Below are 24,838 nucleotides of genomic sequence, written 5' to 3' on the forward strand. Positions count from 1 at the left end.
TCCAACACCGTCTGCTCATCGGCAGACAGCAGCAACGGTTCCAACTTCGGCCCCCGACGTGGAACCGACGCACCAGCAGCAGAAGTCACACAACAACTAACGAACAACTACTGGCGCAGGACACTAGTGCGACGGCTGCCGCGGTGGCGGGATGGGGGTCCTGACGTGGCCAGATGATGTGGACGGCGACGGGTGCGGCGCCGCGTAGGGGCCGGAAGACGATGCCCTCGCGCCGGTACTGGGTCGCGGTGCTCTGCGGGGTGATGCCGATGCTGCGCCCTGTCGCGATCGCGGCGAGCCAGTCGTCGATGTCCTTGGTGTACTCCAGCGCCGGGCGGGCGCCGGTGGGCCACAGGTCCGGCGTGGTGGTCCCGGTGCGGCGGTCGATGACCACTGTCCGTTCGCGGGTCTTGTCCAGGCTGATCGAGCGTCGTTTGGCCCACGGGTCGTCCGCGGCGACGGCGACCGTGCGTCGTTCGAGCCCCACGACGGTGCTGGCGAACCGGTGGGTGTCGAAGGCGCCACGGACGACCGCGAGATCGCACATGCCCTCGGCCAGGCCGCCGGTGGACGTGTTGGTGCGGATCAGCTGCAGTTCGATCTCCGGATGGGCCTCGGCCCAGCGGCGCTGGAAGGCCGCGGTGTGGCGGCCCATCGCGGACCAGGCGTGTCCGATCCGCAGCCGGGTGTGTCCGGTGGCGGCCTCGCGGACCAGGTCGTCGACCTCTGCCAGCACGTGCCGGGCTCGTGCCAGGACCTGCGCACCGGACGGGGTGAGCGTGATGCTGCGGCTGGTGCGGTGCAGCAGCCGCGTGCCCAGTGCGTTCTCCAGCGCGGCCAGCGTGCGCGAGACGGCGGCCTGTGAGACACCCAACTCAAGGGCGGCATCGGTGAAACTGCCGGTGTCGAGGATGGCGACCAGACAGCGCAGATGCTTCAGTTCCACATCCATGCGCTCAGCGTATAGGTCTACTCGGCCATGCATTTTGTGTATCCAGCGGACTGGCGCATCCTCCCGTCCATGACAACCCCTGCGCCGGTTCACGAGGCAACCGCCGGTCGTTCGACGGCTCCGGTAAGGCTGTCCGGTGTCGCGATGATGCTCACCAGCGCGCTGTCCAACCAACTCGGCGCCGCCACCGGTGCGTTGGCGTTCGGGTCCATCGGGCCCGCGGGCGTGGTGGCGGTGCGCCAGTGGGTGGCCGCGGTCGTGCTCGTCGCCGTGGGCCGTCCGCGGGTGCGTACGTTCACCTGGCGGCAGTGGTGGCCGGTGCTGTCGCTGGCCGTTGTCTTCGCGACCATGAACCTGACGCTCTATACGGCGATTGACCGCGTCGGGCTCGGCCTGGCCGTCACGCTTGAGTTCCTGGGGCCACTCTCGGTCGCGCTGGCCACCTCCCGCCGCGCGGTCGACCTGGTGTGCGCGCTGGTCGCGGGCAGCGCCGTCCTGGTGCTGCTGCGCCCGAAGCCGACCGCGGACTACCTCGGCCTCGGTCTGGGCCTGACCGCCGCGGCCTGCTGGGCCGCGTACATCCTGCTCAATCGCCTCATAGGCGCGAGGCTGCCCGGGGCGCAGGGCTCGGGCGCCGCAGCGGTCCTGTCCGGGCTGCTGTACGTGCCGGTCGGAGTTTTGGTGTTCGCCCGTCACACGCCGTCGCCAAGGGCGTTGGGGTGCGCGGCGGCGGCCGGGGTGCTGTCGTCGGCGGTGCCGTTCCTGGTCGACATGCTCGCACTGCGCAAGGTGCCCACACAGATCTTCGGGGTGTTCATGAGTGCCCACCCGGTGATGGCGGCGCTGGTGGGCTGGATCATCCTCGGCCAGCGGCTTCCCGTCGTCGACTGGCTCGCGATCGCCGCGATCGTCGCCGCCAACTCCGCGACCGCGATCGCCACCGCAACCGCACCTCGCCGTCAACGCTGACAACAGTTCGCGGTCAACTCCCATACGCTCAAGGGATTTTGCGTGCCATGGGTCACGGTGCGGCTTCATGGGCGGCAACGGGACTGACCGCCGCCCTGATCGAGTGGTGCTGGTTGAGGTCGTACACCGGGCGGGTTCCAGTCGTACAGCGGTGCGGCCATGCGGATCAGCGGGAGACGCCCGGCGAGGGCGAGGCCCAGGTCACGGAGCAGGACGGCCGAGCGCGCCTGGACGGCGACCGCACGGCCCACTCGGCGGGATCGGTTGACCACATCGGTGGCGCGGGGCAGCCGCACGGCGCTGTAGCGGGCCAGGTCGGAGGTGCGCGCCAGGACGACAGCGTCTTCGATGGCCTGACACGCGCCCTGGCCCTGGAACGGTGTCATGGCGTGCGCCGCGTCCCCCAACAGGGCCACCCGGCCGCCGTGGTAGGCCGGAAGGGGCTCCACCATCTCGTACACGTCGTTGCGCAACACCTGCCCGGGGGAGACGGCGGTGAGCAACTCGGGCAGCGGGGCGCACCATTCACCGAAGCGCCGCAGGAGTTCGGCACGTTCGTCACCGTCCGGCGCTGTCTGCCCGGCGGGGGCGACCGCGGCGGCGTAGAGGTAGAGGCGCCGGCCGGGTAGCGGCACCAAGCCGGTGAGGGCGCCGCGCCCCCAGGTCTCGCCGAGCGGTACGGGGCATGGCGGCGCGGCGACGACGGTGCGCCAGGCGGTGAAACCGGAGTACCGCGGCCCGGGATGGCTGGGGAAGAGTGCCGCCCGGGTCGCGGAGTGGATGCCGTCCGCCGCGACCACCAGGTCCGCCTGGCACTCGTTCGCCGCTATGCGCACCCGTGCGGGCCGCTCCTCGGATCCCGCGTCGGTGACACTGGCGGGCGCTGAGGTCCGCAGCGTACCGGGCGGCAGGCGGTCGGCCAGCAGGCCGACCAGTACCGGGCGGGGAAGGACGGCCACCGGATCGCCGAACGCCTCCTCGAACCGGGCCAGGTCGGTCCGCACCAACCATCGGCCCGACGCGCGGCGCAGCCCGCCCTCGCCCTGCCGGACCGCCGCGGCCCGCACCTCGTCGCCGAGGCCCAGGACATCCAAGGCGCGCATCGCGTTGGGGGCTACGGCCAGGCCCGAGCCGACCGGTTCCAAGGCGGGCGCCCGCTCGAACACGGCCACGTCCCAGCCCTGTTGGCGGAGGGCGAGTGCGGCGGAGAGACCGCCGATTCCCGCACCGATCACCACCGCTTGCCGCCGTGCCGCCATCGCAACCTCCACTACAGGTGTAGTGGAGATACTACGCCCGTAGTGCGGACAGTGCATGATCGGACGCATGAGCACACCGCGCGCCACCCTGATCGCAGACACCGCCATCGCCCTGCTCGCCGAACGTGGAGCGCGCGGCCTCACCCACCGAGCCGTGGACGAACGCGCCGGACTGCCACCCGGCTCCACCTCGAACCACGCCCGCACCCGTGCCGCACTGCTGCGGGCCGCGCTCACTCGCCTCGCCGAGCGGGAGACGACCGGCTTCAAGGCGCCCCCACCCGCGCCATGCCCACGCGCGGCGCTGCGCGAGACCATCACCGGGGGCCTGCACACGGCGCTCACCACCGGCCGCACCCTCACCGTGGCGCGCCTTGAACTCGCCCTCGAAGCCACTCGCCGCCCCGAACTCCGCGCCCACTACGACTCCCTCGGGCACGGCTTCGTCGACCTCGCAGCCGACCTGCTGGCGTCGGCGGGAGCCGCCGACCCCTGGCGCGCCGCCCGCCGCCTCGTCGCCTGGTGTGATGGCATCCTCTTCAACGCCACCGCGGGGTCCGGCCGGGCCAGTCCCCCGGACCGCGCGGAACTGCGCGAGCAGGCGGAGACGCTTCTGGCAGCTCTGCTGGGGCCGAACGCATCCTGACGCCGACACCTGGCGAATATCCGCATCGGCACACTCACGCGGTGAGCGTGCCGTTTGCGTCAGAGCACCTTCGGCAGGAAGGCCGTGGTGCGGTCATGGCGTGGCTTGGTCAGTTCCTCTCGTGGGTCTGCGGCCTTCACCACCACACCGTCGTCCATGAAGGCCACTGCCTCGCCCGTCCGTTGGGCGAAGCCCATGCTCCGAGTGACGGACCTACCTGACTCCGTTCGCCACCGCCTGTCGCGCGGCCTTCGCCAGACCGTCCGTCCACGCTTCTCCGTGGCCCGGCAGGACGGTGTCGATCTCGTGCTCGGCGACCTTGTCGAGGGAGGCCAGAGCTGCCTGGCTGTCCTGGGTGAAGGCCCGGCAGATGACGCACGGCCCGACCGTCCCGGCGACCGAGTCGTGGGTGACCAGGGCGTCGCCGGTGAAGGCGATGGAGGCGTCCTGGAAGAGGTAGCTGGTGCTGCCCTGCGTATGGCCGGGTGTGTGAACGGCCAACGGGCTGCCGGGGAGGTCGAGTTGCCGGTCGTCCGTGAAGGTGTGGAACTCCCGGACGGGCGGTGTGCGCAGAGCGCCGGCGCGGGCCAGGTGCAGTGGTGCCCGTAGCCCGCTCGGGCGGCGGGCCGCGTAGCGGAGCAGCGACCGCTCCGGGTGCCAGAACTTGTTGAGTCGCCGTGGTTCGGCGAGGATCGGCGCGTCGGACTCGTGCACCCAGACGTCGGCTCCGGAGGCCACACGGACCCGCTCGGCGAGGCCCACGTGGTCGGGGTGGCCGTGGGTGATCAGTACCGCCGCGATGTCGGTAGCCGGTCGGCCGAGGGCACGCAACGCGTCGAGCAGGCCCTGCCAGTGCGCGGGCAGTCCGGCGTCGACCAGCACCAGGGCCCGGCCGGTGTCGACGAGGTAGAAGTTGACCAACTGGTCACCCAGCCGGTGCACGTTGGGCGCCGAAGAAGAGGAAACGGCCACTGACGTCACCGGCCCAACTCGATGGTGGTGCCGGGCAGGGACGCCACCAGCTCGGGGCCGAGCAGCCGCGCGGCCGTCCAGGCGCCGGCGACCGGGGCGTCGAGCAGTCTGGTCGCGGTCTCGACGGCCAGCGCCGCGGTGAACGCGAACCCCTCGCCCGTGCTCAACTCGGCGACGTGCGACCGCCCTTCCTCGTCGGTGATCTCCGCGTACCCGTAGGAGCGGTCCTCCGGCTCGCCGGTGCCGCGCGGCACCGCGTACGCGGTGATGTCGGGCGCACCGCTGGCCTGCCGCGCCGCTTCGAGGTCGCCCACCGGCACCGGGATCACCGTGCGCGCGGCGCCGCCGAAGGTGAGCGTGGTGGCGCCCTCGCCGAGCGGCGTGTGTACCAACTCGCCTGCGCGGTACAAGGTCGCCCCTTCGGCGACAGCCTCGGTGACCGTGCTGCGTACGCCTTCGGTGTCGTAGGCGCTGGTGGCGGCGGAGGCGACGGCAACCGCGGCCGGGCGTACTCCCCGCCCGAGGATGGCCAGGACCAGCGCCTCGGTGGCGGCGGGGCCGAACCCGGCTCCCGTCACCAGCGCGACACCGCGTTTGCGCGCCTCGGTGTCGCGCTCGAGCAGGGCGCGCACGGCGGTCCGCTCGTTGGCGAGGTCCAGGTACGCCGTGCCGGCGTCCAAGCAGGCCGTCACCACCGGTGGTGCGAGTCGGGCGAACGGGCCGACGGTGTTGACCAGCACCCGCCCGGCGCCGACCGCCGCCGCCAACGAGTCGGGGTCCGTGAGGTCCACGGTCACCGTGCTCACCGTCCCGCTGCCGAGCCGCGCCGCGGTCTCACCCAGCCTGCGGGCGTCCCGGCCGGCCAGGACGACGTTCGCGCCACGCCGGACGAGGTGGCCGGCGATCAGGCCGCCGGTGGTGCCGGACGCGCCGAGAACGACGAAGTCACTTCGCATGATCAGCTCTTTCCTGAGACGGGGCTCCCGACAGTCCAAGGAGCATGACACGACATCGATGATGTGTCATCGATGTCGTGTCATTGATACGCTGTCATTCGTACTGAGGTCAACTGACGAGCGAAACGAAGGACAGCCCGTGACCACCGACCGCAGCCGCCCCGCACGGGCGGTTCACGACGAACTGCGCTACCTTCTCCTGGCCGCTCAGCGGGAGGGCAGTCGCAGGCTCGGCGAGGCCCTGCGCCATCTGGGCCTGACGCCAGCTCAGGCCGAGGTGCTCGACGTGCTGGCGGCACACCAGCCGGTCACGTTGGCCGCCCTCGGACGGCTGCTGGTCTGCGAACAGGGCAGCCCCAGCCGACTGGTCGACTCCCTGGTCCAACGCGACCTGGTCAGCCGCGTACCGCACCACGAGGACAGGCGCGCCGTCCTGATCGAACTCACCGACGCCGGCCGAAGTCTGGCCGCCCAACTGGGCGAGGCGACGGGCCGACTCACCACCGAGATGACCAGTCGGCTGTCGGCGGCGGACATCGACACCCTCACGGTCCTCCTGCACACGCTGCTAGACGGCACCGATGTCGCGCAGGCCGTCCGCAGCCGCTTCCCCCGCTGAGCACCCCAAGCCGCCCTGGTCACGGCGGCGCGAGTTGCGCCTCTGCTCGCAGACATCGACCGAGACGCCAGGAAGCGCCCCGCGCAGGGCGCTTCCTGGACTTTGCTGTGGTGTTATGCCTCCCGATCAGCCCTCAACACGCGATGCTCCCGGTGCCGGCAGCGTGGGCGGCGTCGACTGCACCACGCAGGCGCGGCAGGTATCCGGTGCTGTCTTCCACGCGATCCAGGATGCCCTGCTGCACGTCCATCACGAGGAGGGCGCTTTTCGCCATGTTCGCTGTTCCTTCGCCGAGTTGGTTGGTTCGTCGGGTTCGGTGGTGCTGTGGCGGCCGCGTAGCGCGGAGGCGGTGGCGCCCACCAGGGCCATCACCGCGGCCGCGCTGAAGACGATGACAAGTCCGTGGTGGAAGGGGCCGGAGATGAGTTCGGGGAAGAAACGCATCCCCGTGAGGGCCTGTGCGTTGTGGGCGGGCAGGGTGTGCAGTACGCCGCTGGGGCCCAGCAGGTGGCCGATCGGGTTGTTGCCGAGGAACGTGGCGAACAGCGTGCTGACCGGCGGGAGTTGTGCCACCTGAGCGGCCGTTCCCGCGGGCACCCCCTGTGCGCGCAGGCCGCTGTCGAGTGTGTGCGGAAGGGTCCCGGCCAGGCCGGTGATCATCAGGGAGAAGAACAGCCCGATCGACAGGGCGGTGCCCGAGTTCTGGAACGTGGAGCGCATGCCCGAGGCCACGCCGCGCTGCCCGGAAGGCACGCTGCCCATGATGGCCGAGGTGTTCGGGGCGGAGAACATCCCTTGACCGAGCCCGCTGAGCAGCAGCAGACCCGCGAACGCCGGGTACGGGAAGTCGACCGGCAGTGTGAGCAGGCCGACGAAGGCGGCGGCCACCAGAACCAGCCCGGTGGTGGCGAACAGCCGAGCGCCGTAGCGGTCGGAGAGGTAGCCGGAGACCGGCCCTCCCAGAAGGAATCCGATGGTCAGCGGCAGCATGAAGATGCCGGCCCACAGCGGGGTGCGTTCGAAGTCGTAACCACGTAGCGGCAGCCAGATGCCCTGGAGCCAGATGATGAGCATGAACTGCATCCCGCCGCGGGCGATCGCGATGAGCAGTGCCGCCAGGTTTCCGGCGGCGAACGCGCGGATGCGGAACAGACCGAGTTGGAACATCGGGTCGGCGATCTTCGTCTCGGCGACGCAGAACGTGATGAGCAGCGCGACGCCCGTTCCGAGGCCGCCGAGCACGTAGGGGTTGGTCCAGCCGGTCGAATGGCCGCCGTAGGGCTGGATTCCGTAGGTGATGGCGGCGAGGAGGGCACCGGCCCCCGCGGTGAAGGTCAGGTTGCCCACCCAGTCGATGCGCCCGGGCTTGCGGGAACCGATCTCGCGCAGGCTGCGGTACGACCAGAAGGTGCCGACCACACCGATCGGGACGCTCACCCAGAACACCGCGCGCCAGTCGATCGTGGCCAGCAGACCGCCTGCGAGCAGCCCCAGGAACTGGCCGGCGAGCGCGGTGATCTGGTTGATGCCCAGGGCCATCCCTCGTTGGCGGGCCGGGAAGGCATCGGTGAGGATCGCCGCCGAGTTAGCCGTCAGCATGGATCCGCCGACGGCCTGGACGATTCGGAAGCCGATGAGCCAAAGGGCGCCGGAGCCACCGGTCAGCGGGTCGAGGGAGAGGGCGAGCGAGGCGCAGGCGAAGATCGCGAAGCCCATGTTGTACATCCGGACCCGGCCGAACATGTCGCCGAGTCGACCGAGCGCGACCACCAGCACCGCGGAGACCAGGATGTAACCGAGGATCATCCACAGCAGGTAGCCGATGTTGCCGGGGGCGAGGGGATCAAGACCGATGCCGCGGAAGATCGCGGGCAGCGAGATGATCACGATCGAACCGTCGATGGTCGCGATCAGCACACCCATCGTCGTGTTCGACAAGGCGACCCACTTGTAGCGTCCGTCCGTCTCGCGCTCGGCGGCGCCGCTGTCTCGTACGGTGCTCATAGTCGCTCCGAGAGTCGGTCGAGCAGGGGCAGTACGGCGAGCAGTTCCTGGCGCTCGGTGGCGGTCAACTCCTGCTCAACGGCCTCGGCCAGACGCCGCACGGACTTCGAGCGCCGATCCGTCACCACCGTGCGGCCCGCCTCCGTGATGGTCATGACCGCGCGGCGGCCGTCGGCGGGGTCCGGCGCCCGACTCACCAGACCGCGCTGCTCCAAGGCGGCGAGAGTGGTCGCCATGGCTTGCGGGCGTACCCCTTCCAGGGCCGCCAGTGCTCCTGGGGAATCAGGTCCGTCCCGGTCCAGTCGCGCCAGTACGGACGCCTCGGAGAGGGGTATGTCCGTTACGGAGTCAGTTGCTTGCCGCAGCTTGCGGACGATGCGCCCCACGATCAACCGGAGCGCTGCTCCGACCTCGACGGCGTCGTTCGCGGCCTGATGGGTTTCATCCACAGGAACTAACAATACATTAATAAATATGATGTAACTACCTGGCCGGGCGAGTGGGCGAGACGATCGAAGGTGGCAGCAGGCGGTGTTCTGCTGGCCTTCGCCTGAGGTGTGGGTGAGGGTATGGCTATGACATGGATAGCACCGCCGGTCGAGCGCACCACGCAGTTGGGTGGGCTGGGGAGCGTAACTGAGCGTCAGATGCTCCAAGGCTGGCTGAACTGGCATCGGGAGACGTTGCTGACGAAGTGCGCCGGGCTTGAGCCGAAACAGTTGGTGCGGATGACGGTGGAACCGTCGAACCTCACCCTCCTTGGCTTGGTTCGCCACATGGCGGAGGTGGAGCGGTGGTGGTTCCGGCGGAGCTTCGCGGGTGAGGCCGTCGGGGAGGTCTTCACCGGTCCGTCCGACGGTGACGAAGGGCTCAACGGAGTCCACGAGGCAGACGCGGAGCGGGACTTCGGACTGTTCCGGGCCGAGATCGAAGCGTGTGACACCGCTGTGGCCGGACGCGACCTCGATGAGACGTTCATGTCCTCTCGGGGCGTGTCCCTCAGTCTGCGCTGGGTGTACATGCTGATGATCCAGGAGTACGCCCGCCACAACGGCCACGCCGACTTCCTTCGGGAGCGGACAGACGGCGCAACGGGCGACTGAGCAGGCGCCGATCCCCGACGACTGCCGCCTGTCGTACCGCCACACACGGGCGCGGTGTGGTGCCAGTCCGATCCAGCGGTCAAGTACCGTCACGGCTGGGGGAGTTGGATTGGTTCCCGGGCCTCGTGGGGAATGCCCGGGGGTGAGATCGGCAGGGGGCGCGGTCCTTCAGGGGGATCTCACGGCGAGAGTGCGCAGGGCCTGGGCGGAGGGAGTGCCCGGATCGGCCGTGATCAGCACGACCTCCTGGTCGTCCTCGGGTACGAACAGCACGTCGCAGTTCAGCCGCAGTTGACCGGCCTCCGGGTGGTTGAGGATCTTGGTGCGGTGGCCGGGGGCGTGCACCGGGCGGGTCTCCCAGATCTGGCGGAACTCCTCGCTGCCGCCCCGGAGTTCGGCCAGCAGGGCGGTCAGCCGAGAGTCGTGCGGGTAGCGTTCCGCGGCCCGGAGCAGCCGCGCCACCACGATGTACCCGAACTCCTCCGAGCTGGAGCTCTCGTACGTCCGCCCCTGGCCGAGGAAGCGGCGGCGGGCCAGGTTGGCCGTGCCGTGCCCGAAGTCGTCGCCGAGCAACGCCTGGGCCAGGGGGTTCCAGGCGACGACGTCATAGGTCGCGTCGGTGACGATGGCGCCGGTCTCCGGTAGCCGTTCGAGCATACGGCCCACCCGGGGACGTACCCGCCGTTCGGCGGCGGTGCCGGGTGGTGCCATCGACCCGGCCAGCTGGAACAGGTGGCGGCGTTCGCTGGGGGTGAGCCGCAGGGCGCGGGCCAGCCCGTCGAGGATCCGCGGCGAAGGACGGGGGCCGCGGGCCTGCTCCAGCCGGGTGTAGTAGTCGACCGACATATGGGCCAGCTCGGCCACCTCTTCGCGACGCAGCCCGGGAGTGCGGCGCGGGGCGGACGCGGGCAGGCCGATCTCGTGCGGGCTCAGTCCCTGTCGGCGGTCGCGCAGAAAACGAGCCAGTTCCTCCCGCGGCATATGGCCTCCTGCGCTCGAACGGACTGCCTGGTACAGGTTGTCCCTGGCAAGGCGGTCGTGGCCAGAGGACCGTGGATGCCATGAACGATCGCACAGCACTGGTCACCGGTGCCAACAAGGGCATCGGACGGGAGATCGCGAGACTACTCGCGGCGCAGGGCTTCATCGTCTACGTGGGCTCTCGCGACGCCGACCGCGGCCGGCAGGCCGCGCAGGAGATCGGCGGTGGCGCCCGGCCGCTGCGGCTCGACGTCACGGATGCCGCCGGCATCGCCGAGGCGGCGGCGTGGTTGGACCGCGAGGTGGGCCGACTGGACGTCCTGGTCAACAACGCGGGCATCTCTATCACGCTCGATCCGCCCGTCGCCTCCGACGTGGAGGAGTTCCGCCGCACCTACGAGACCAATGTCTTCGGGGTGCTCGCCGTGACCAACGCCTTCCTGCCCGCCCTGCGCCGCTCCCCGCACCCACGTATCGTCAATGTCTCCAGCGGCACGGCGTCGTTGACCTGGAGCACCGGAGCCAACCCCCAGTTCGCCACCGGCTCCGGCGGCGGCGCCGCCTACCGGTCGTCCAAGGCCGCGCTCAACGCCCTGACCGTCTTCTACGCCCTGACGCTGGCCGAAGAGGGCTTCAAGGTCAACGCGTTGGCCCCGGGGCTCCGTGCCACGGACCTCAACGAGCGGGCGGCCGCGTCCGGCGGCGACCCGGCCGAGGCGGCGGAGGGCGCTGTCCGGCTGGCCGTGCTGCCTGACGACGGCCCCACGGGCGGTTTCTTCTCGTGGGACGGGACGCCCGTGCCGTGGTGAGCGCGCACTGGGTCAGGTAGGTCAACCACCTTCTCGGGAACGGGTGTTGGCGGCTGCGACTGTTCGACACCCATCGGAGGAGGCCGTGACTCAGGCAGGGTCTCGGTGCGCGCGTCGGCGCTTCGACGCGCCGCCGGGGGTCACCCGCCCGCCGTCACGGCCTTGAGCTCGTCGAGCAACTCCCGGATGTGTTGCGACAGCTCTCGCTGGTCGGTGTCGCCGACCCAGCGTTCGAACGCGATCTTGAACACGGCGATCCCCGCCTCGGCTGCCAGACGCGCGGTCAGATCGCTGGCGCCGCGCTGACGCAACGCCTCGGTGAGTGCCGCGGCCAACGTGGCCAGCTTGATCAGCTCGCGTTCCTGGAGCTCCGCGTTCGCCCTGATGACCGTCTGGCGCTGCCGGGCGCTTTCGAGGCGCCCCTTGAAGTCGGCGGCGACGGTGTCGAGGGCAGCTGCCACCGCGTCCATCGGCGTCGCGGTGGCGGGCGCGTCGGCGACGGTGTTGACGAACAGTTCCTGCAACGGGCCGGCGCCTGCGAACAGCACCTCGCGCTTGTCGGCGAAGTGCCGGAAGAAGGTCCGCTCGGTCAGTCCCGCCCGCTTGGCGATCTCCGCCACGGTGGTCTGTTCGTACCCGTGCTCGATGTAGAGCTCCATTGCCGACTGCTGAAGACGGCCGCGTGCGTTGGGCTCCCATCGACTCATGCTCCGCATCCTACTTGATGACAGTAGCTGACATCGGTGCTATGTTGACGACAGCCACTGACATCGGCTTTGTTCCCCAGCCGACCATGCCCGGGGGACGTCTGATTGCTTGGAGTGTCTTCGCATGCGTGTATTCGTCACCGGTGCGTCCGGCTTCATCGGCTCCGCCGTCATTCCCGAGCTCATCGGCGCGGGTCACGAGGTCATCGGGCTCGCGCGGTCGGATGCCTCGGCCGTCGCCCTGGCTGCCGCGGGAGCGGAGGTGCACCGCGGCGACCTGGAGGACCTCGACAGCCTGCGCACCGGCGCAGCCGCCTCCGACGGGGTCATCCACCTCGCCTTCATCCATGACTTCTCGCAGTACCAGAACGCGGCACGGACCGATCTGCGCGCCATCGAGACGCTCGGCGCCGCCCTCGAAGGCTCCGAGCGCCCCCTCGTCATCGCCTCCGGAACGATCGGCCTCGCGGGAGGACGTGTCGCGACCGAGCGGGACACGCCCGACCCTCGCTCGGTCGCGGCACCTCGGTCCGCCGCCGCGCAGGCCACGCTCTCCTTGGCCTCACGCGGCGTCCGCTCGTCAGTCCTGCGGCTGCCTCCGACGGTTCACGGGGAAGGGGATCACGCCTTCATCGCAACCCTGATCAACATCGCCCGCGACAAGGGCGTCTCCGGCTATGTCGGCGACGGTGCCAACCGCTGGTGCGCGGTGCACCGGCGCGATGCCGCGCAACTGTTCCGCCTGGCGCTGGAGAAGGCCCCCGCGGGATCGGTACTGCACGGGATCGCCGAGGAGGGCGTGCCGATCCGTACCGTCGCCGAATTGATCGGCCGCCATCTCGACCTCCCGGTGGTATCCGTTTCTCCCGAGGACGCGGACCGGCACTTCGGCTGGCTCGGAGCCTTCCTCTCGGCCGACGTCCCGACGTCGAGCGCGCTCACCCGCGAACTGCTGGGATGGCAGCCGACCCACCCCGGGCTCATCGACGACCTGGAGCAGGGCCACTACTTCCGGACGGGCGAGTCCTCCCGGTAGCAGTCGAGATCCAGTCGCGGCCGTCCAAGCTTGTTGGCAGCGAAGGGAAAGCAGTCGTGTACTTCGGCCCCATCCGTGTTCCATCGCAAGGTGGACCGCGGGTGGAGCCATAAACCAACCCGGTGTCGACCCCCGCTCCGCTTCACCGGTGCCTGGGGCGGTCATGCTGAATCCATCAGTGACTCCCCAGTCCTGAACCCACGGTGGTCAAGTTCGACCTGATGACGATGCTGAACTCCATCGGCGAGGACCTCGGCCACGCCGACTGGAAGGACCTGGTCTCCTGGTCGGCCAATGCGCCGGCAGACGAGTCGGCGCGAGCCGATGAGACCTTGCTGACCGCTCGCGCGCTGGATCCGAGGAAAGGCACCCGTACCTCTGCGCACGACATGGTCACATTGCTTCGGCTGATCTGGAACGGGCAGGCAGGGCCGCCAAACGCGTGCGCACGCGTACGGGCCGTCATGGCGCGGCAGTTGACCAGGCACCGGATCGCGAGCGCGTTCCGGCCGCCCGTGCGGGTGGCGGCCAAGAGCGGCAGCCTCGTCGGCGTTGTGCGCAACGAGATCGGTGTCATCTCCTACCCGGACGGGCGCCGGTACGCCGCAGCCATCTTCACCCGGTCCCGGCCTGGATCGGACGACGCAGCGATAAACGCCGCCATCGGAACCGCGACCGCGCACGCCCTCGCTTCGTTGGGCTGCACAGCCGCTTTGACGCGTCCGGATCCATTCGCCGTTGGCCATGGCCTTTGAGGCGGCAGGCCGCAAGCAAGCGTCCTTGCGGCGCTGTTGGCTGCGGCGCCGCAGTCTTCTGGAAAGACGGCGCCGCTCGGACGAGGCCTGGTCAGAAGTCGACGAACTCGGTGTCGTCGCTGCGGGCCACCGACTCCTGGGCGAACCGCCTGTCGTACGAGGCGCGGCCCTGGGCTGCCGTATCGAAGCGCACTTCGCCGCCCTGCGCTACTTCGTGCCGGGCGGCCCCCACCACGCCAGCCGCAAGGAGCAGGGCTGCGTGCTCCACCGCTGCATCAGTGGCGGAGCACGCACGCTGTCGGCGAACGCCTATGCGAGGTAGTCGACGGGGCGGATTGCCCGATGCCGAACTAGTTGGCAGAGGTTCGGCGGCCGCCTCGGCCGCCGGAGCCGCGGTCGCCGGTGTCACCCTTGGCTCCTCCGGCCGCCGCCCGTCGGCCGGATCCGCGGACAACCTTGCCGGAGGCAGTGCCGGCCGCTGCCCGGCGGTCGGCACTGCGGCCTCCAGCGCGGGCGGCACCGCCCTTGGGCCCGTCGGATCCCGCCCGGCGGCCAGAACCGCGACCGCCGGCTGCGGACGTGCCGCCGGCTGCGCCCGCACCGGGCGCGGCCCGGCGATCCGAGCGCCGGGCCACCGTCCCGGTGGCAGCGTCCGTCGCCGCTTCGGCCCCACTGCCGTTTCGGCGTCGGCGGCCGGACCGCCTGCCGGGCTCGGCGCCGGTCTTGCGGCTGGGGCGGGACGCCGTCGGAGTCGTGGGCTGGGGGACCTCGATGGTGACGGCCACGCCGGAAGGCTCGCGGGCGCCGGTGAGGGTGGCCAGTTCCGCGTCGCTCGACTTGATGCGGGCTGTCCGGGGACGGATGCCCGCGTCCGACATGAGCTGGGTGACGGCTCGTTTCTGGTCCGGCAGGACTAGTGTGACCACGCTGCCGGAGCCGCCCGCGCGGGCGGTTCGGCCGCCCCGGTGGAGGTAGTCCTTGTGGTCGGCGGGGGGATCGACGTTGACGACGAGGTCGAGGTTGTCGATGTGTATGCCCCGGGCCGCGACGTTCGTCGCGACCAGCGCGGTGACCTGGCCGTTCTTGAACTGTTCCAGGGTGCGGTTCCGCTGCGGCTGGGACCGGCCTCCGTGCAGTGCCGCCGCGCGGACACCGACGGCCAGGAGCCGCTTGGTGAGCCGGTCAGCGGACCTCTTGGTGTCGAGGAAGAGGATGACCCTGCCGTCACGCGCCGCGATGCGCGTGGTGACGGCCTTCTTGTCGGTCTCGTCCTGGACGTGGAGCACGTGGTGCTCCATGGTGGTCACCGCTCCCGCGGACGGGTCCACGGAGTGCACCACGGGGTCGGTCAGGAACCGCTGCACCAGGCGGTCGATGTTGCGGTCGAGGGTGGCGGAGAAGAGCATGCGCTGTCCGTCGGGCCGCACTTGCTGGATCAGCTTGGTGATCTGCGGCAGGAAGCCCATGTCGGTCATCTGGTCGGCTTCGTCCAGCACCGTGATGCGTACGTTGTCGAGCACGCAGTCCCCGCGCTCAACGAGGTCGTTGAGCCTGCCGGGACTCGCCACGACCACCTCGGCGCCGCGCCGGAGCGCACCGGCCTGCTTGGTGATGGACAGCCCGCCGACCACGGTGGCCAGCCGGAGGTTCACCGCCGTCGCGTAGGGGGTCAGCGCGTCCGTCACCTGCTGGGCGAGTTCACGGGTGGGCACCAGCACGAGGGCGAGGGGCGCCTTGGGCTCCGCGCGCAGTCCGGCGGTGCGGGCCAGAAGCGCCAGCCCGAACGCGAGGGTCTTGCCGGAGCCGGTGCGTCCCCGTCCCAGGAGGTCACGGCCGGCGAGCGAGTTGGGCAGCGTGGCGGCCTGGATGGGGAAGGGGGTGGTCACCCCTTGTGCGGTGAGGGTCTTCAGCAGCCCCACGGGCATGTCAAGACCGGCGAAGTCCTCGACGGCGGGAAGTGCGGGGGTCGTGCTTTCCGGCAGCCGGAACTCCCTCGGCGACGACGCGGACGGCGGGGGCGACGAGGCGCGCCGGTTCGGCTTCTGGGGCCTGCGGGACATGCAGTTATTTGCCTTCCTGGAAACAGCACAAACCGGGGTCCGCACCATGCGGTGCGGACCCCGGCGAGCGGATACGCGTCCGGCGATCAGGCGGGGACGATGTTCTCCGCCTGCGGGCCCTTCTGGCCCTGCGCGACGTCGAAGGAGACCCGCTGGCCCTCGTGGAGCTCACGGAAGCCCTGCGTCGCGATGTTCGAGTAGTGGGCGAAGACGTCGGGGCCGCCGCCGTCCTGCTGGATGAAGCCGAAACCCTTTTCGGCGTTGAACCACTTCACGGTTCCCTGTGCCATGACCTTCTCCTTCTGTAGGCAGAGGCCCCATCCGGAGACGCCGGAAACAAATAATGCGCCTGAAGGAGAAACATTCCCGTCAGGCGCACATGCGTTCATGGGTACCACAACTGCAACGCCGTAACGGTAGCACAGCTGGGCGGCCCTTGGTGGATCATCGAGGAGTCCGCCCGAACCGGCTACCGACGGGGCCCAGCGGGTGGCCGAGGGCGATCGACGCACCGTCTGGGCCTGCCGCCAGGTCACCAACGGCCCAGCGCCATCGGCCGTAGACCGGGGGCGGACCGACTGGAGAAGCGGCCCACCGCCGAGCAGCCCGGACCGCAGCGTCGTGTTGTTGTTCAGTGCTCCAGCGCTCGGGCGATGGGCAAGGTGTCGGACGTCTGGCGCAGCTGTGTGATCTTTCCTTCGCGCAGGGTGAAGAAGTGGGCGAACCGGGAGACGACGCCGTTGCCCTTGACGGTGGTGCCGATGTAGCGGCCGAGCACGATGACATGGCCGCCGTCCTCGTAGAACTCGTCGCCCACGCAGCGGAACTCCTGGAAGGCGCCGAGGAAGGGAAAGAAACCGTTGACGATGCGCTCCAGGCCGTCATAGACGCCCCCGTTGGGGAAGCCCTCGGCAACGTCCCACCGGGCGTCCTCGGCCACCACCGACCTGATGACCTCAAGGTCGCCCTTGGCGTCGTAGAAGCGGCGAACGACGTTGATCTGCGAGGAGTCGGACACGGTGGGGGAGTTCCCTTCTGATGCCGAGCGGCTTCAACTGGCCTGCGGGGGCGTTCACATCAGGCTCATCGAAGACTGCTCGACGGTCGGGCTCCCGCGCAGCGACACTTTCGGCCAGTACCTGGCCTGTTCATGGTTCGCGAAGGCAGCGGCGCCGCGGTAGCGGGTGTGCACGAGCCCGTGAGGCCTCTTCAGGGGCGGTGTCGGAACCCGTCGGCGTGGATGGTCTTTCCAGGGTGATGGCCGGGGTGAGTGGTGGGGGTCCGATGGAGGGCGATGAGCGCGGCGTCGTCTCCGAGGCGTCCGCCGACATGGGCGAGGAGGTCGCGCCGGAGGTGGCTGAGGAGCGTTTCGGGGCTGTGCTCGGTCCAGCGGGCGGCCCGTTCCGCGATCGGGTAGAAGGCACCGTCGGCATCGCGGGCTTCGGTGACGCCGTCGGTGTAGAGCAGGAGGGTGTCACCGGGCTGGAAGGTGAACACGTCGAGTGTGTAGCCGGCTGGGCCGGCCAGGCCGACGCCCAGTGGGGGTGCGGGATGCAGACTGAGGGGGGCGGCGGACCCTCCGGGGGTGAGCAGCAGCGGTGGAGGATGTCCGCAGCTGGTCATGCGGGTGATGTGGTCACTGTCGGGGATCTCCATCAGCAAGGTGGTGGCGAAGCGTTCTCCGACCTCTTCCGTGGGCTCGAAGTCGGTGAGGTAGCGCGTCACACTCCGTTCCAGGGCTGCGGCCAGCGCGGGGAGGGTGGTGTGCTGGTGGGCGGCTTCGCGGAAGGCGCCGAGCAGGAGCGCGGCCTCGCCGATGGCGGACAGGCCCTTGCCTCGCACGTCGCCGATCATGACGCGGACGCCGGTGTCGGTGCGGGTGGCCGCGTACAGGTCCCCGCCGATCCGGGCCTCCTCCTCGGCGGCCAGGTACAGACAGGCGACCCGCAGCGGCCCGATGTGCTCCGGCAGCGGCCAGAGCAGGACGTGCTGTGCGGCCTCGGCCACCGAGCGCACTTGCGCCAGTTCCTGGCCCTGCCGCTCACGCACCACACAGAGGGACACGACCAGTGCTGAGAGCACCGCGAGGGTGATCATCTGGACTATGTGGTTGGTGGTGGTAAGCCCGCCGTGGAACACGGCGATGACCACCTGGGCCGCCAGGGCCAGCACGCCGACGGAACCCGTCGTGCGAGGTCCGGCGAAGAAGGCGGTGACCGCCGGAGCGATGACCAGCGCCGGGCCCAGGTGGACGCCCGTCGGAGAGCGGATGTCCACGACCGTGATCAGCACGACGAGGACGACCGGGAGCGCTAGCCATGCACGGCTTGTCTGCCATGGCTGTCCCAGACCAGCAGGGCGTTGCCGGGTCACCTCTCCACCTTGCCCTGCCTCCGGGGAGCTGACCAGCGGTGACGGCGGGCGGGACGGTCGTCAGCGGGTTGGTGCCGCGCCCCGCGTGCAGCGGACCGGCCTCGCGGCGCGGCCAGGACGGCGTGGGTGCCGTCCCGGCCAGCCCTCGCCGTCGGTCGAAGAAGACGGGCGTGAGTCGCGCGCAGGCTTCGCGGGTCCGCCCTTTGTGCAAGCTTTACTTCACGCGGCGGCGCGGCGACACGTGACATGTGAAATTGTACCGCTGTCATGCTCTGGTCATGCGCGCGCCGCGTGCCCGCCCCTTTCGGGAGCACCCATCGTGAGTAGAGCTCAGCGAACCGGCTACGTCCGCAGCGCGACTGGCATCCCGGCTTCACCACCGTAACCGTGCCCGGGAAGCCCGCTGTTGGGCCATCGCCCTGGCCGTCATGCGATTGAGCTTCGCCCACGACGTTCTGGCGCCTTCCGCGCGTCGACGCATCCATGCGGACCGGTACCGCCAGCCCCACGCCTGACGCGCAAACCGGGGTGGCAGCCACCGGGCCAACTCGTCACGTTGCCCGTCCTTCTGCCCGCTACGAAGGGAACCCCCATGGCAGCACCGCCTGCCCGCCCGCGCGGCCTTCGCGCGCTCGGGAAGCTGACCGCACCGCTCATCACCTTCGCCCTGGCGCTGGCCGGAACCACCGTTGCCGCCGGCACGGGCCATGCGGCAGACCAGCATCCGGCCTCCGCCGGCTGGGTGCGGACCCACGGCAGTTGGGTGCGGGTCCAACCCGGCCATCCGCATGCGGCCGCCGACGCCCTGACCACGATGACCGCGAGATCCACGGCAACCGTCAGCCAGCACCCGGCCCACCCCATGGGTCTGGTCAACAACGACCAACCGGACCTCACTTACCACGGCGGCCAGGACTCGGTGGGCGTCACGTCGGGATCCCCGAAGGTCTACATCGTCTACTGGGGCTCCCAGTGGGGCACCGCGGGCAAGGACCCCGCGGGATACACCACGCTCTCCAACGACCCGGAGAACGCGGCCCCTTACCAGCAGTCCTTCTTCAGGGGGCTCGGCACCAAGGGCGACGCCTGGAGCGGCGTGATGACCCAGTACTGCGAGAGCATGGCAACCGGCTCCACGAAATGCGCCGCCAACTCCCCGCACGTCGGCATACCGCACGGTGACGCACTGGCGGGCGTCTGGGTGGACAACTCCACCGCCGCGCCGCAGGCAGCCACCGAACCGCAGATAGCCGCGGAGGCGGCTGCCGCCGCCAAGCACTTCGGCAACACCACACCGGCCAGCAACCGCAACGTCCAGTACGTGGTCACCACTGCCCAGGGCATGGACCCCGACCACTGGCACGAACTCAACACATGGTGCGCCTGGCACACCTTCGAGCGGTCCAGCTACGGCACCGTGGCATACACGCTCATGCCGTACCTCACCGACTACAAGTACTGCGGCACCAACTGGATCAACCCGGGGCCGCGCGGCCGACTCGACGGCTGGAGCATCCTGGGCGGCCACGAGTACGCCGAGACCATCACGGACCAGAACGCCATCGGCGGCTGGATCGACGCGGCGGGCCAGGAGGACGGCGACAAGTGCGCCTGGATCAACCAGGGAACACCGGGCGGACTGTTCAACCTGCAACTCACCACCGGTGCCTTCGCGGTGCAGGCGACGTGGTCCAACGACCAGCACACTTGCTCTGGCTCCCATCCGGTGGTCGCCAACCATCCGTTGGTGGTGAGCACGTTGTGCGACCGAACGGAGCCGGTCAACCGACCGGTGTCGGTGCCGGTCATCGCCACGGACCGGCTGTCGAAGGCACTGCGCTACTCGGCAACCGGACTGCCCCGAGGCCTGTCGATCGACGCCCGCACCGGACTGATCCACGGCCGTAGCAGCCAGCGCGGCACCCGAGCGGTCACGGTGACGGTCCGGGACAAGGCCGGGAACCGGGCGGCGACCCACTTCCGCCTCGGCATACTTCCCAGCGCCGAGTACGGTTGCCAGGGCATCGAGCAGATCGTCGACCCCGGTTTCGAGGTCGCCGCGGACGCCAAGGGCAACTACCCGGGCTGGTGGGCCCAGTCCGCTACCGGGATCATCAGCCAGTCCACCGCGCACGCCGCCCACTCCGGTAAGGGCTACGCCTGGCTCGGGCACTCCGCGACCCAGGACGACACGCTGTCGCAGTCCGTCGAGACGACCCCCGGCTACACCAAGGCCAGTTTCTCCTTCTGGCTGCACGTGGACTCCACCAACACATCGGCGCAGTCCCAGGACACCCTCACCCTCGAACTCGACGACCAGTACTCCGGCAAGCGCATCGCCGTGCTGCACACCTGGTCCAACCTCGACGCCACATCCGGCTACGTGCCGGTCAGTGTCGATCTGACGCCTTATGTGGCGCCCGAGTTCGGGTCAACGGTGATCGTCAAGTTCACCTCGCACGAGACGGGGAACGCCGCCACGGCCTTCCTGCTGGACGACACATCGTTCCGGCTCGCGTGACGCCCGGCCAGGTGCGCTGATCGGCGCGTCGGCAGCGTCGGCCACCTGAATCCGACGCTGCCGACCGCTCCCTGGTGGGAGATCCCCAACCGCGCCCGCTCCGCTCGGCCTTGTAGTCGTTCGGACAGGCCTCTAGCGACCCTCAGTGAAATGTGAAATATTACTGACGTGTCCATGGGAAACTCTTCGGACGTCATCGTCGTCGGGGCCGGAGTGGTCGGCGCGGCCTGTGCCTACTACGCCACCCGCTCCGGCCTCTCCGTCACCGTCATCGACCGCGGCCCCGTGGCCGGCGGAACCACGGGCGCGGGCGAAGGGAACCTGCTGGTCTCCGACAAGGAACCGGGGCCCGAGCTGGAACTCGCCCTGCTCTCCACGCGGTTGTGGCGTGAGTTGGCCGAGCCGCTGCCCTTGCAGATCGAGTACGAGGCCAAAGGCGGCCTCGTCGTCGCCTCCGACGCGGTGGCTATGGACACACTGCGCGAGTTCGCGAAGCGGCAGGAGAAGGCGGGGGTGCCGGCGGAGGAGATACCGGCCGACCGACTGGCCGATCTGGAGCCGCACCTCGTTCCCGGCCTGGCGGGCGGCTTCCACTACCCGCAGGACGCGCAAGTCCAGCCCGCCCTCGCCGCGGCTCACTTGCTGCGCGCCTCCGGTGCTCGGATCCGCCTCGGCGAGGAGGTCACCGGCCTCCTCGCCGCCACGACCGGCGAGGTGACCGGGGTTCGGACGACGACCGGAACCGTCCACGCCCCGCACGTGGTGAACGCCACCGGTACCTGGGGCGGCGAACTGGCCCGGCGCGCGGGCACCGAGCTGCCAGTGCTCCCGCGCCGTGGTTTCGTCCTTGTCACCGAACCACTGCCACGCGTGGTCCGGCACAAGGTGTACGCGGCGGACTACGTCGCCGATGTCGCGAGCGGTTCGGCAGCACTGCAGACTTCGCCCGTGGTCGAAGGCACCCCCGCGGGCCCGGTGCTGATCGGTGCCAGCCGTGAAAGGGTCGGCTTCGACCGCACGCTCTCGGTGGAGGCCCTGCGTCGGCTGGCGGCCCAGGCCACGGCGCTGTTCCCGGTGCTGGCGGGAGTCCGTGCGGTACGGGCCTACGCGGGCTTCCGCCCGTATCTTCCCGACCACCTGCCCGCGATCGGCCGTGACCCCCGCGTCCCTGGCCTACTGCACGCCTGCGGTCACGAAGGCGCGGGGATAGGGCTCGCCCCGGCCACGGGCGTGCTCATCGCCGGGATGCTCAGTGGTGCCGAACTGCCGCTTGACGCAACGCCGTTCAGCCCCGCGCGCTTCGCTGGGGGGAGCGGCCCAGCGGCCCCGTAGGGGTGCCGTGGACCGCTTCCCGCCCCGCCACCCACCACTTTGAAAGGAGGCCCGCAGTGGCCCGTACCCCCGCCGAGCTGGTCAGGGCCGAGCCCGGTCCGCCGTTCGAGATCACGGTAGACGGCAGGGCGGTCACCGCCCTGCCCGGGCAGTCCGTCGCCGCGGCGCTGTGGGGTGCGGGCATCCTCGCCTGGCGCTCCACCCGCGGTGGCGGACGCCCGCGCGGCGCCTTCTGCGGTATCGGGCAGTGCTACGACTGCCTCGCCACCGTCAACGGCGAGCCCAACAGGAGGGCATGCCTGGTGACCGCCCGACCCGGTGACGCGATCACCACCCAGGAGGGACACGGCCGTGCCGGACTCAGCGTCTGAACCGTTCGACCTGACGGTGGTCGGCGCCGGCTGCGCCGGGCTCGCGGGCGCCGTCACCGCCTCCGAACTGGGCTTGCGGGTCTGCATCATGGACGGATCGGGCCAGGTCGGCGGCCAGTTCTTCCGGCACCCCGCCCCGGTCCTCGGCGCACGGCGGCCGCAGGCCCTGCACCATGACTGGTCCGCCTTCGCTACGCTGCGCCAACGCCTGGAGACCGGCGACACCCACCGCCTCATGCGGCACCATGTGTGGACCGTCACCCGCGAGAGCGGCGAACTGTGGACGGTGCACGCCGTCGCCGGCGCCGACGGCGACGAGGAGCGCCCGGTGCGGGTGCGTACCCGCGCGGTCCTGCTCGCGACGGGTGCGCACGAACGGCAACTGCCCTTTCCCGGATGGACGTTGCCGGGCGTGGTGGCGGCCGGAGGCGCCCAGGCGATGCTCAAGTCCGCGCTGGTGCTGCCCGGTAAGCGGATCGTCGTCGCCGGAAGCGGGCCGCTGCTACTCGCCGTCGCCGCCTCGCTGGCCGCCGCCGGGGCGCGGGTGCCCGCCGTCGTGGAGGCCACCGGCTACCTCAGATACGCACGGCACGCCCGCGCCCTGGCGGCCAACCCGCACAAGGTACTGGAAGCCGCGATCCACGGCGCGTCCCTGCTGCGTCACCGCGTGCGGCCGCACACCCGCAGCGCGGTCACCGCGGTACACGGCACCGACCGGGTGGAGGCCGTGACCGTCTCCCGGATCGACGAGGACTGGCGGCCCGTGCCGGGAACCGGCCGCCGCATCATGTGCGACGCGCTGGCCGTGGGCCATGGGCTGGTACCGCAGATCGAACTGGCCACGGCTCTGGGTTGCGCGACCCGGCGGACGACGGACGGAACGCACGCCCTGGCCCTTGACGGGCTCCAGTCGACCTCCGTGCCCGGCGTGTGGGCGGCGGGGGAGACCGGCGGGGTCGGCGGATGGCAACTCGCCTGCGTCGAAGGTGAGTTGGCGGGCCGGGCGGCGGCCGTCCGGCTGCGCGGGACGCCCATGGACGCAGCGCGCGTTCGAGAGCTTCGGCGCCGCCGAGACCGGATGCGTGCCTTCGCCGATGCCATGGCCGTCGCGCACACGCCGCACCCGGGCTGGACCGACTGGCTCGGTGACGACACCGAAGTGTGCCGCTGCGAGGAGGTGACGGCACGCCGCATCCGCGAGGCCGCCGCCGACCTGGGCGCGAGGGACGCCCGTACCGTCAAACTCCTCACCCGGGCCGGAATGGGCTGGTGCCAGGGCCGCATGTGCGGAGCCGCCGTGGCCTGCCTCGCGGCGGGTGCGGGCGACGGGGGCATACCGCCGTCCCCCGAGCGCCGGCCGCTCGCCGTACCCGTGCCACTCCGCGTGCTCGGCTCGCCAGCCGAAGCCGACGACTAGTTCCCCGCTCGGCCGCCCGTCAGCCCTGCGGCGCCCCCGCGATCCGAAGCACAGATGTCACACGCTAGAGAAGGGTCAACTGGCATGCCCACCAATTCCTGGCACGTAGAACGCCCGTGGCGCGGCCTCATGGTCGCCACCGCGCTTCCGCTGCGCGAGGACCTCTCCGTCGACTACGACGCCTACGCCGAGCACGTCCACTGGCTGATCGCGAACGGCTGCGACGGTGTCGTCCCCAACGGCTCCCTCGGCGAGTACCAGACCCTCACCCCCGAGGAGCGCGCCCGCGTGGTGCGTACCGCTGTCGAGGCGATCGGCGACGGTGCCCGGGTGATGCCGGGTGTGGCCGCCTACGGCAGTGCGGAGGCCCGCCGGTGGGCCGAACAGGCCGCGGAGGCGGGCTGCGGCTCCGTACTGCTGCTGCCGCCCAACGCCTACCGTGCCGACGAGGCCGCGGTACGGGCCCACTACGCGGAGGTGGCCAGGGCCGGGCTGCCGGTCGTCGCGTACAACAACCCCGTCGACACCAAGATCGACCTCGTTCCGGCCCTGCTCGCCCAACTCCACGGCGAGGGCAGCGTGGTCGCGGTCAAGGAGTTCACCGGTGACGTGCGCCGGGCCTACGAGATCGCCGAACTCGCCCCGGCGCTCGACCTGTTGATCGGCGCGGACGACGTGCTCCTCGAACTCGCGATCGCCGGTGCCGTCGGCTGGATCGCCGGATACCCCAATGCCTTTCCGGCCACCTGTTCCGAGCTGTACCGCAGCGCCGTCGCAGGGGACCTGGAGACGGCACTGCCCTTGTACCGGGCGCTCCATCCGCTGCTGCGCTGGGATTCCAGGACGGAGTTCGTGCAGGCCATCAAGGCTTCCATGGACATCGTCGGCCGTCATGGCGGCCCCACCCGCCCGCCGCGCTCACCGCTCACCGGTCGGGCCGAGGCCGCGGTGCTCGCCGCCACCGAGAAGGCCATCGCCGACGGCCATCACTGATCG

Annotated in this window: 27 protein-coding genes; 12 read left to right on the top strand and 15 right to left on the bottom strand. The window is 70.4% G+C overall.

Annotated elements, in window-relative coordinates; translation table 11 throughout:
- Positions 1-85: 85 nt before the first annotated feature.
- Positions 86-952 (bottom strand): LysR family transcriptional regulator, encoded by an 867-nt coding sequence (locus P3G67_RS34780; protein ID WP_276097078.1) that lies wholly within the window; start codon positions 950-952, stop codon positions 86-88.
- A 69-nt stretch (positions 953-1,021) separates the two neighbouring features.
- On the opposite strand from P3G67_RS34780, the gene P3G67_RS34785 reads away from it, so the two are divergent.
- Positions 1,022-1,921, top strand: coding sequence for an EamA family transporter (locus P3G67_RS34785; protein ID WP_276097079.1), 900 nt, complete (start codon positions 1,022-1,024; stop codon positions 1,919-1,921).
- Between the two features lie 65 nt (positions 1,922-1,986).
- On the opposite strand, the gene P3G67_RS34790 is transcribed toward P3G67_RS34785, so the two are convergent.
- Complete coding sequence (locus P3G67_RS34790; protein ID WP_276097080.1) at positions 1,987-3,180, bottom strand: FAD-dependent oxidoreductase; 1,194 nt, start codon at positions 3,178-3,180, stop codon at positions 1,987-1,989.
- Between the two features lie 67 nt (positions 3,181-3,247).
- Between P3G67_RS34790 and P3G67_RS34795 the strand changes: the two genes are divergently transcribed.
- On the top strand, positions 3,248-3,826 hold the full coding sequence (locus P3G67_RS34795) for a TetR/AcrR family transcriptional regulator (protein WP_276097081.1): 579 nt from the start codon (positions 3,248-3,250) through the stop codon (positions 3,824-3,826).
- 59 nt (positions 3,827-3,885) lie between these two features.
- On the opposite strand, the gene P3G67_RS34800 is transcribed toward P3G67_RS34795, so the two are convergent.
- From P3G67_RS34800 to P3G67_RS34810, 3 genes are read right to left on the bottom strand one after another with little or no spacing between them, the layout of a single operon-like run.
- Positions 3,886-4,023 (bottom strand): hypothetical protein, encoded by a 138-nt coding sequence (locus P3G67_RS34800; protein ID WP_391858415.1) that lies wholly within the window; start codon positions 4,021-4,023, stop codon positions 3,886-3,888.
- 16 nt (positions 4,024-4,039) lie between these two features.
- The gene (locus tag P3G67_RS34805; protein WP_276097082.1) at positions 4,040-4,807 is read right to left on the bottom strand and encodes an MBL fold metallo-hydrolase; all 768 of its coding nucleotides are present in this window, start codon (positions 4,805-4,807) and stop codon (positions 4,040-4,042) included.
- A complete protein-coding gene (locus tag P3G67_RS34810) occupies positions 4,804-5,754 on the bottom strand; it encodes a saccharopine dehydrogenase NADP-binding domain-containing protein (protein WP_276097083.1) in 951 nt (316 codons plus the stop codon). Before P3G67_RS34810 ends, P3G67_RS34805 begins: the two co-directional genes overlap by 4 nt.
- Positions 5,755-5,893: 139 nt before the next feature.
- On the opposite strand from P3G67_RS34810, the gene P3G67_RS34815 reads away from it, so the two are divergent.
- Positions 5,894-6,373, top strand: coding sequence for a MarR family winged helix-turn-helix transcriptional regulator (locus P3G67_RS34815; RefSeq protein WP_276097084.1), 480 nt, complete (start codon positions 5,894-5,896; stop codon positions 6,371-6,373).
- Positions 6,374-6,506: 133 nt separating this feature from the next.
- Here the strand turns inward: P3G67_RS34815 and P3G67_RS34820 are convergent, their stop codons facing one another.
- Genes P3G67_RS34820 through P3G67_RS34830 form a run of 3 tightly spaced genes read right to left on the bottom strand, consistent with a single transcriptional unit; the run spans position 6,507 to position 8,826 of the window.
- Positions 6,507-6,647, bottom strand: coding sequence for a hypothetical protein (locus P3G67_RS34820; RefSeq protein ID WP_391858416.1), 141 nt, complete (start codon positions 6,645-6,647; stop codon positions 6,507-6,509).
- Positions 6,623-8,377, bottom strand: a complete 1,755-nt coding sequence (locus P3G67_RS34825) for an MFS transporter (protein ID WP_276097085.1) — start codon at positions 8,375-8,377, stop codon at positions 6,623-6,625. The genes P3G67_RS34820 and P3G67_RS34825 overlap by 25 nt, the downstream gene beginning before the upstream one ends.
- On the bottom strand, positions 8,374-8,826 hold the full coding sequence (locus tag P3G67_RS34830) for a MarR family winged helix-turn-helix transcriptional regulator (RefSeq protein ID WP_269857529.1): 453 nt from the start codon (positions 8,824-8,826) through the stop codon (positions 8,374-8,376). Before P3G67_RS34830 ends, P3G67_RS34825 begins: the two co-directional genes overlap by 4 nt.
- A gap of 126 nt (positions 8,827-8,952) precedes the next feature.
- On the opposite strand from P3G67_RS34830, the gene P3G67_RS34835 reads away from it, so the two are divergent.
- Positions 8,953-9,480, top strand: a complete 528-nt coding sequence (locus tag P3G67_RS34835; RefSeq protein ID WP_276097086.1) for a DinB family protein — start codon at positions 8,953-8,955, stop codon at positions 9,478-9,480.
- Between the two features lie 168 nt (positions 9,481-9,648).
- Here P3G67_RS34835 and P3G67_RS34840 read toward each other — a convergent pair whose 3' ends face one another.
- Positions 9,649-10,461, bottom strand: a complete 813-nt coding sequence (locus P3G67_RS34840; RefSeq protein ID WP_276097087.1) for a helix-turn-helix transcriptional regulator — start codon at positions 10,459-10,461, stop codon at positions 9,649-9,651.
- Between the two features lie 80 nt (positions 10,462-10,541).
- On the opposite strand from P3G67_RS34840, the gene P3G67_RS34845 reads away from it, so the two are divergent.
- Positions 10,542-11,270 carry an SDR family oxidoreductase gene (locus tag P3G67_RS34845; protein WP_276097088.1) on the top strand — a complete coding sequence of 243 codons (729 nt, stop codon included), beginning with the start codon at positions 10,542-10,544 and terminating at the stop codon, positions 11,268-11,270.
- 140 nt (positions 11,271-11,410) lie between these two features.
- Here P3G67_RS34845 and P3G67_RS34850 read toward each other — a convergent pair whose 3' ends face one another.
- Complete coding sequence (locus P3G67_RS34850; protein ID WP_276097089.1) at positions 11,411-11,977, bottom strand: TetR/AcrR family transcriptional regulator; 567 nt, start codon at positions 11,975-11,977, stop codon at positions 11,411-11,413.
- 124 nt (positions 11,978-12,101) lie between these two features.
- On the opposite strand from P3G67_RS34850, the gene P3G67_RS34855 reads away from it, so the two are divergent.
- Together P3G67_RS34855 and P3G67_RS34860 are read left to right on the top strand one after the other, a co-directional pair.
- Complete coding sequence (locus P3G67_RS34855) at positions 12,102-13,013, top strand: SDR family oxidoreductase (RefSeq protein ID WP_276097090.1); 912 nt, start codon at positions 12,102-12,104, stop codon at positions 13,011-13,013.
- A gap of 203 nt (positions 13,014-13,216) precedes the next feature.
- Complete coding sequence (locus P3G67_RS34860; protein ID WP_276097091.1) at positions 13,217-13,768, top strand: serine hydrolase; 552 nt, start codon at positions 13,217-13,219, stop codon at positions 13,766-13,768.
- Positions 13,769-13,859: 91 nt separating this feature from the next.
- On the opposite strand, the gene P3G67_RS34865 is transcribed toward P3G67_RS34860, so the two are convergent.
- From P3G67_RS34865 to P3G67_RS34885, 5 genes are all read right to left on the bottom strand, one after another.
- On the bottom strand, positions 13,860-14,036 hold the full coding sequence (locus P3G67_RS34865; RefSeq protein ID WP_276097092.1) for a hypothetical protein: 177 nt from the start codon (positions 14,034-14,036) through the stop codon (positions 13,860-13,862).
- A gap of 82 nt (positions 14,037-14,118) precedes the next feature.
- A complete protein-coding gene (locus tag P3G67_RS34870; protein ID WP_276097093.1) occupies positions 14,119-15,828 on the bottom strand; it encodes a DEAD/DEAH box helicase in 1,710 nt (569 codons plus the stop codon).
- Between the two features lie 86 nt (positions 15,829-15,914).
- On the bottom strand, positions 15,915-16,118 hold the full coding sequence (locus P3G67_RS34875) for a cold-shock protein (RefSeq protein ID WP_269857537.1): 204 nt from the start codon (positions 16,116-16,118) through the stop codon (positions 15,915-15,917).
- Between the two features lie 341 nt (positions 16,119-16,459).
- Positions 16,460-16,846: a nuclear transport factor 2 family protein gene (locus tag P3G67_RS34880; RefSeq protein ID WP_276097094.1), complete on the bottom strand. Its 387-nt coding sequence runs from the start codon at positions 16,844-16,846 to the stop codon at positions 16,460-16,462.
- A gap of 191 nt (positions 16,847-17,037) precedes the next feature.
- Entirely contained in the window at positions 17,038-18,120 is a 1,083-nt protein-coding gene (locus P3G67_RS34885) for a PP2C family protein-serine/threonine phosphatase (protein ID WP_313881910.1), read from the bottom strand.
- A gap of 673 nt (positions 18,121-18,793) precedes the next feature.
- Here P3G67_RS34885 and P3G67_RS34890 point away from each other — a divergent pair.
- From P3G67_RS34890 to P3G67_RS34910, 5 genes are all read left to right on the top strand, one after another.
- Positions 18,794-20,722: an Ig domain-containing protein gene (locus P3G67_RS34890; RefSeq protein WP_276097095.1), complete on the top strand. Its 1,929-nt coding sequence runs from the start codon at positions 18,794-18,796 to the stop codon at positions 20,720-20,722.
- Positions 20,723-20,896: 174 nt separating this feature from the next.
- Positions 20,897-22,054, top strand: a complete 1,158-nt coding sequence (locus P3G67_RS34895; RefSeq protein ID WP_391858417.1) for an NAD(P)/FAD-dependent oxidoreductase — start codon at positions 20,897-20,899, stop codon at positions 22,052-22,054.
- A gap of 56 nt (positions 22,055-22,110) precedes the next feature.
- Positions 22,111-22,425 carry a (2Fe-2S)-binding protein gene (locus P3G67_RS34900; RefSeq protein ID WP_269857542.1) on the top strand — a complete coding sequence of 105 codons (315 nt, stop codon included), beginning with the start codon at positions 22,111-22,113 and terminating at the stop codon, positions 22,423-22,425.
- Positions 22,406-23,842 carry an NAD(P)/FAD-dependent oxidoreductase gene (locus tag P3G67_RS34905; RefSeq protein ID WP_276097097.1) on the top strand — a complete coding sequence of 479 codons (1,437 nt, stop codon included), beginning with the start codon at positions 22,406-22,408 and terminating at the stop codon, positions 23,840-23,842. The genes P3G67_RS34900 and P3G67_RS34905 overlap by 20 nt, the downstream gene beginning before the upstream one ends.
- Positions 23,843-23,926: 84 nt before the next feature.
- The gene (locus tag P3G67_RS34910; protein ID WP_276097098.1) at positions 23,927-24,835 is read left to right on the top strand and encodes a dihydrodipicolinate synthase family protein; all 909 of its coding nucleotides are present in this window, start codon (positions 23,927-23,929) and stop codon (positions 24,833-24,835) included.
- The last annotated feature ends 3 nt before the right edge of the window (positions 24,836-24,838 follow it).

This window comes from Streptomyces silvisoli (assembly GCF_029269905.1).
In the GTDB taxonomy this organism is placed as follows: domain Bacteria; phylum Actinomycetota; class Actinomycetes; order Streptomycetales; family Streptomycetaceae; genus Streptantibioticus_A; species Streptantibioticus_A silvisoli_A.

Coding starts and splice junctions, on each gene's coding strand:
- P3G67_RS34780 (WP_276097078.1), bottom strand. CDS start 952: ATGGATGTGGAACTGAAGCATCTGCGCTGTCTGGTCGCCATCCTCGAC.
- P3G67_RS34785 (WP_276097079.1), top strand. CDS start 1,022: ATGACAACCCCTGCGCCGGTTCACGAGGCAACCGCCGGTCGTTCGACG.
- P3G67_RS34790 (WP_276097080.1), bottom strand. CDS start 3,180: ATGGCGGCACGGCGGCAAGCGGTGGTGATCGGTGCGGGAATCGGCGGT.
- P3G67_RS34795 (WP_276097081.1), top strand. CDS start 3,248: ATGAGCACACCGCGCGCCACCCTGATCGCAGACACCGCCATCGCCCTG.
- P3G67_RS34800 (WP_391858415.1), bottom strand. CDS start 4,023: ATGGGCTTCGCCCAACGGACGGGCGAGGCAGTGGCCTTCATGGACGAC.
- P3G67_RS34810 (WP_276097083.1), bottom strand. CDS start 5,754: ATGCGAAGTGACTTCGTCGTTCTCGGCGCGTCCGGCACCACCGGCGGC.
- P3G67_RS34820 (WP_391858416.1), bottom strand. CDS start 6,647: ATGGCGAAAAGCGCCCTCCTCGTGATGGACGTGCAGCAGGGCATCCTG.
- P3G67_RS34825 (WP_276097085.1), bottom strand. CDS start 8,377: ATGAGCACCGTACGAGACAGCGGCGCCGCCGAGCGCGAGACGGACGGA.
- P3G67_RS34835 (WP_276097086.1), top strand. CDS start 8,953: ATGACATGGATAGCACCGCCGGTCGAGCGCACCACGCAGTTGGGTGGG.
- P3G67_RS34840 (WP_276097087.1), bottom strand. CDS start 10,461: ATGCCGCGGGAGGAACTGGCTCGTTTTCTGCGCGACCGCCGACAGGGA.
- P3G67_RS34845 (WP_276097088.1), top strand. CDS start 10,542: ATGAACGATCGCACAGCACTGGTCACCGGTGCCAACAAGGGCATCGGA.
- P3G67_RS34850 (WP_276097089.1), bottom strand. CDS start 11,977: ATGAGTCGATGGGAGCCCAACGCACGCGGCCGTCTTCAGCAGTCGGCA.
- P3G67_RS34855 (WP_276097090.1), top strand. CDS start 12,102: ATGCGTGTATTCGTCACCGGTGCGTCCGGCTTCATCGGCTCCGCCGTC.
- P3G67_RS34870 (WP_276097093.1), bottom strand. CDS start 15,828: ATGTCCCGCAGGCCCCAGAAGCCGAACCGGCGCGCCTCGTCGCCCCCG.
- P3G67_RS34875 (WP_269857537.1), bottom strand. CDS start 16,118: ATGGCACAGGGAACCGTGAAGTGGTTCAACGCCGAAAAGGGTTTCGGC.
- P3G67_RS34890 (WP_276097095.1), top strand. CDS start 18,794: ATGGCAGCACCGCCTGCCCGCCCGCGCGGCCTTCGCGCGCTCGGGAAG.
- P3G67_RS34895 (WP_391858417.1), top strand. CDS start 20,897: ATGGGAAACTCTTCGGACGTCATCGTCGTCGGGGCCGGAGTGGTCGGC.
- P3G67_RS34910 (WP_276097098.1), top strand. CDS start 23,927: ATGCCCACCAATTCCTGGCACGTAGAACGCCCGTGGCGCGGCCTCATG.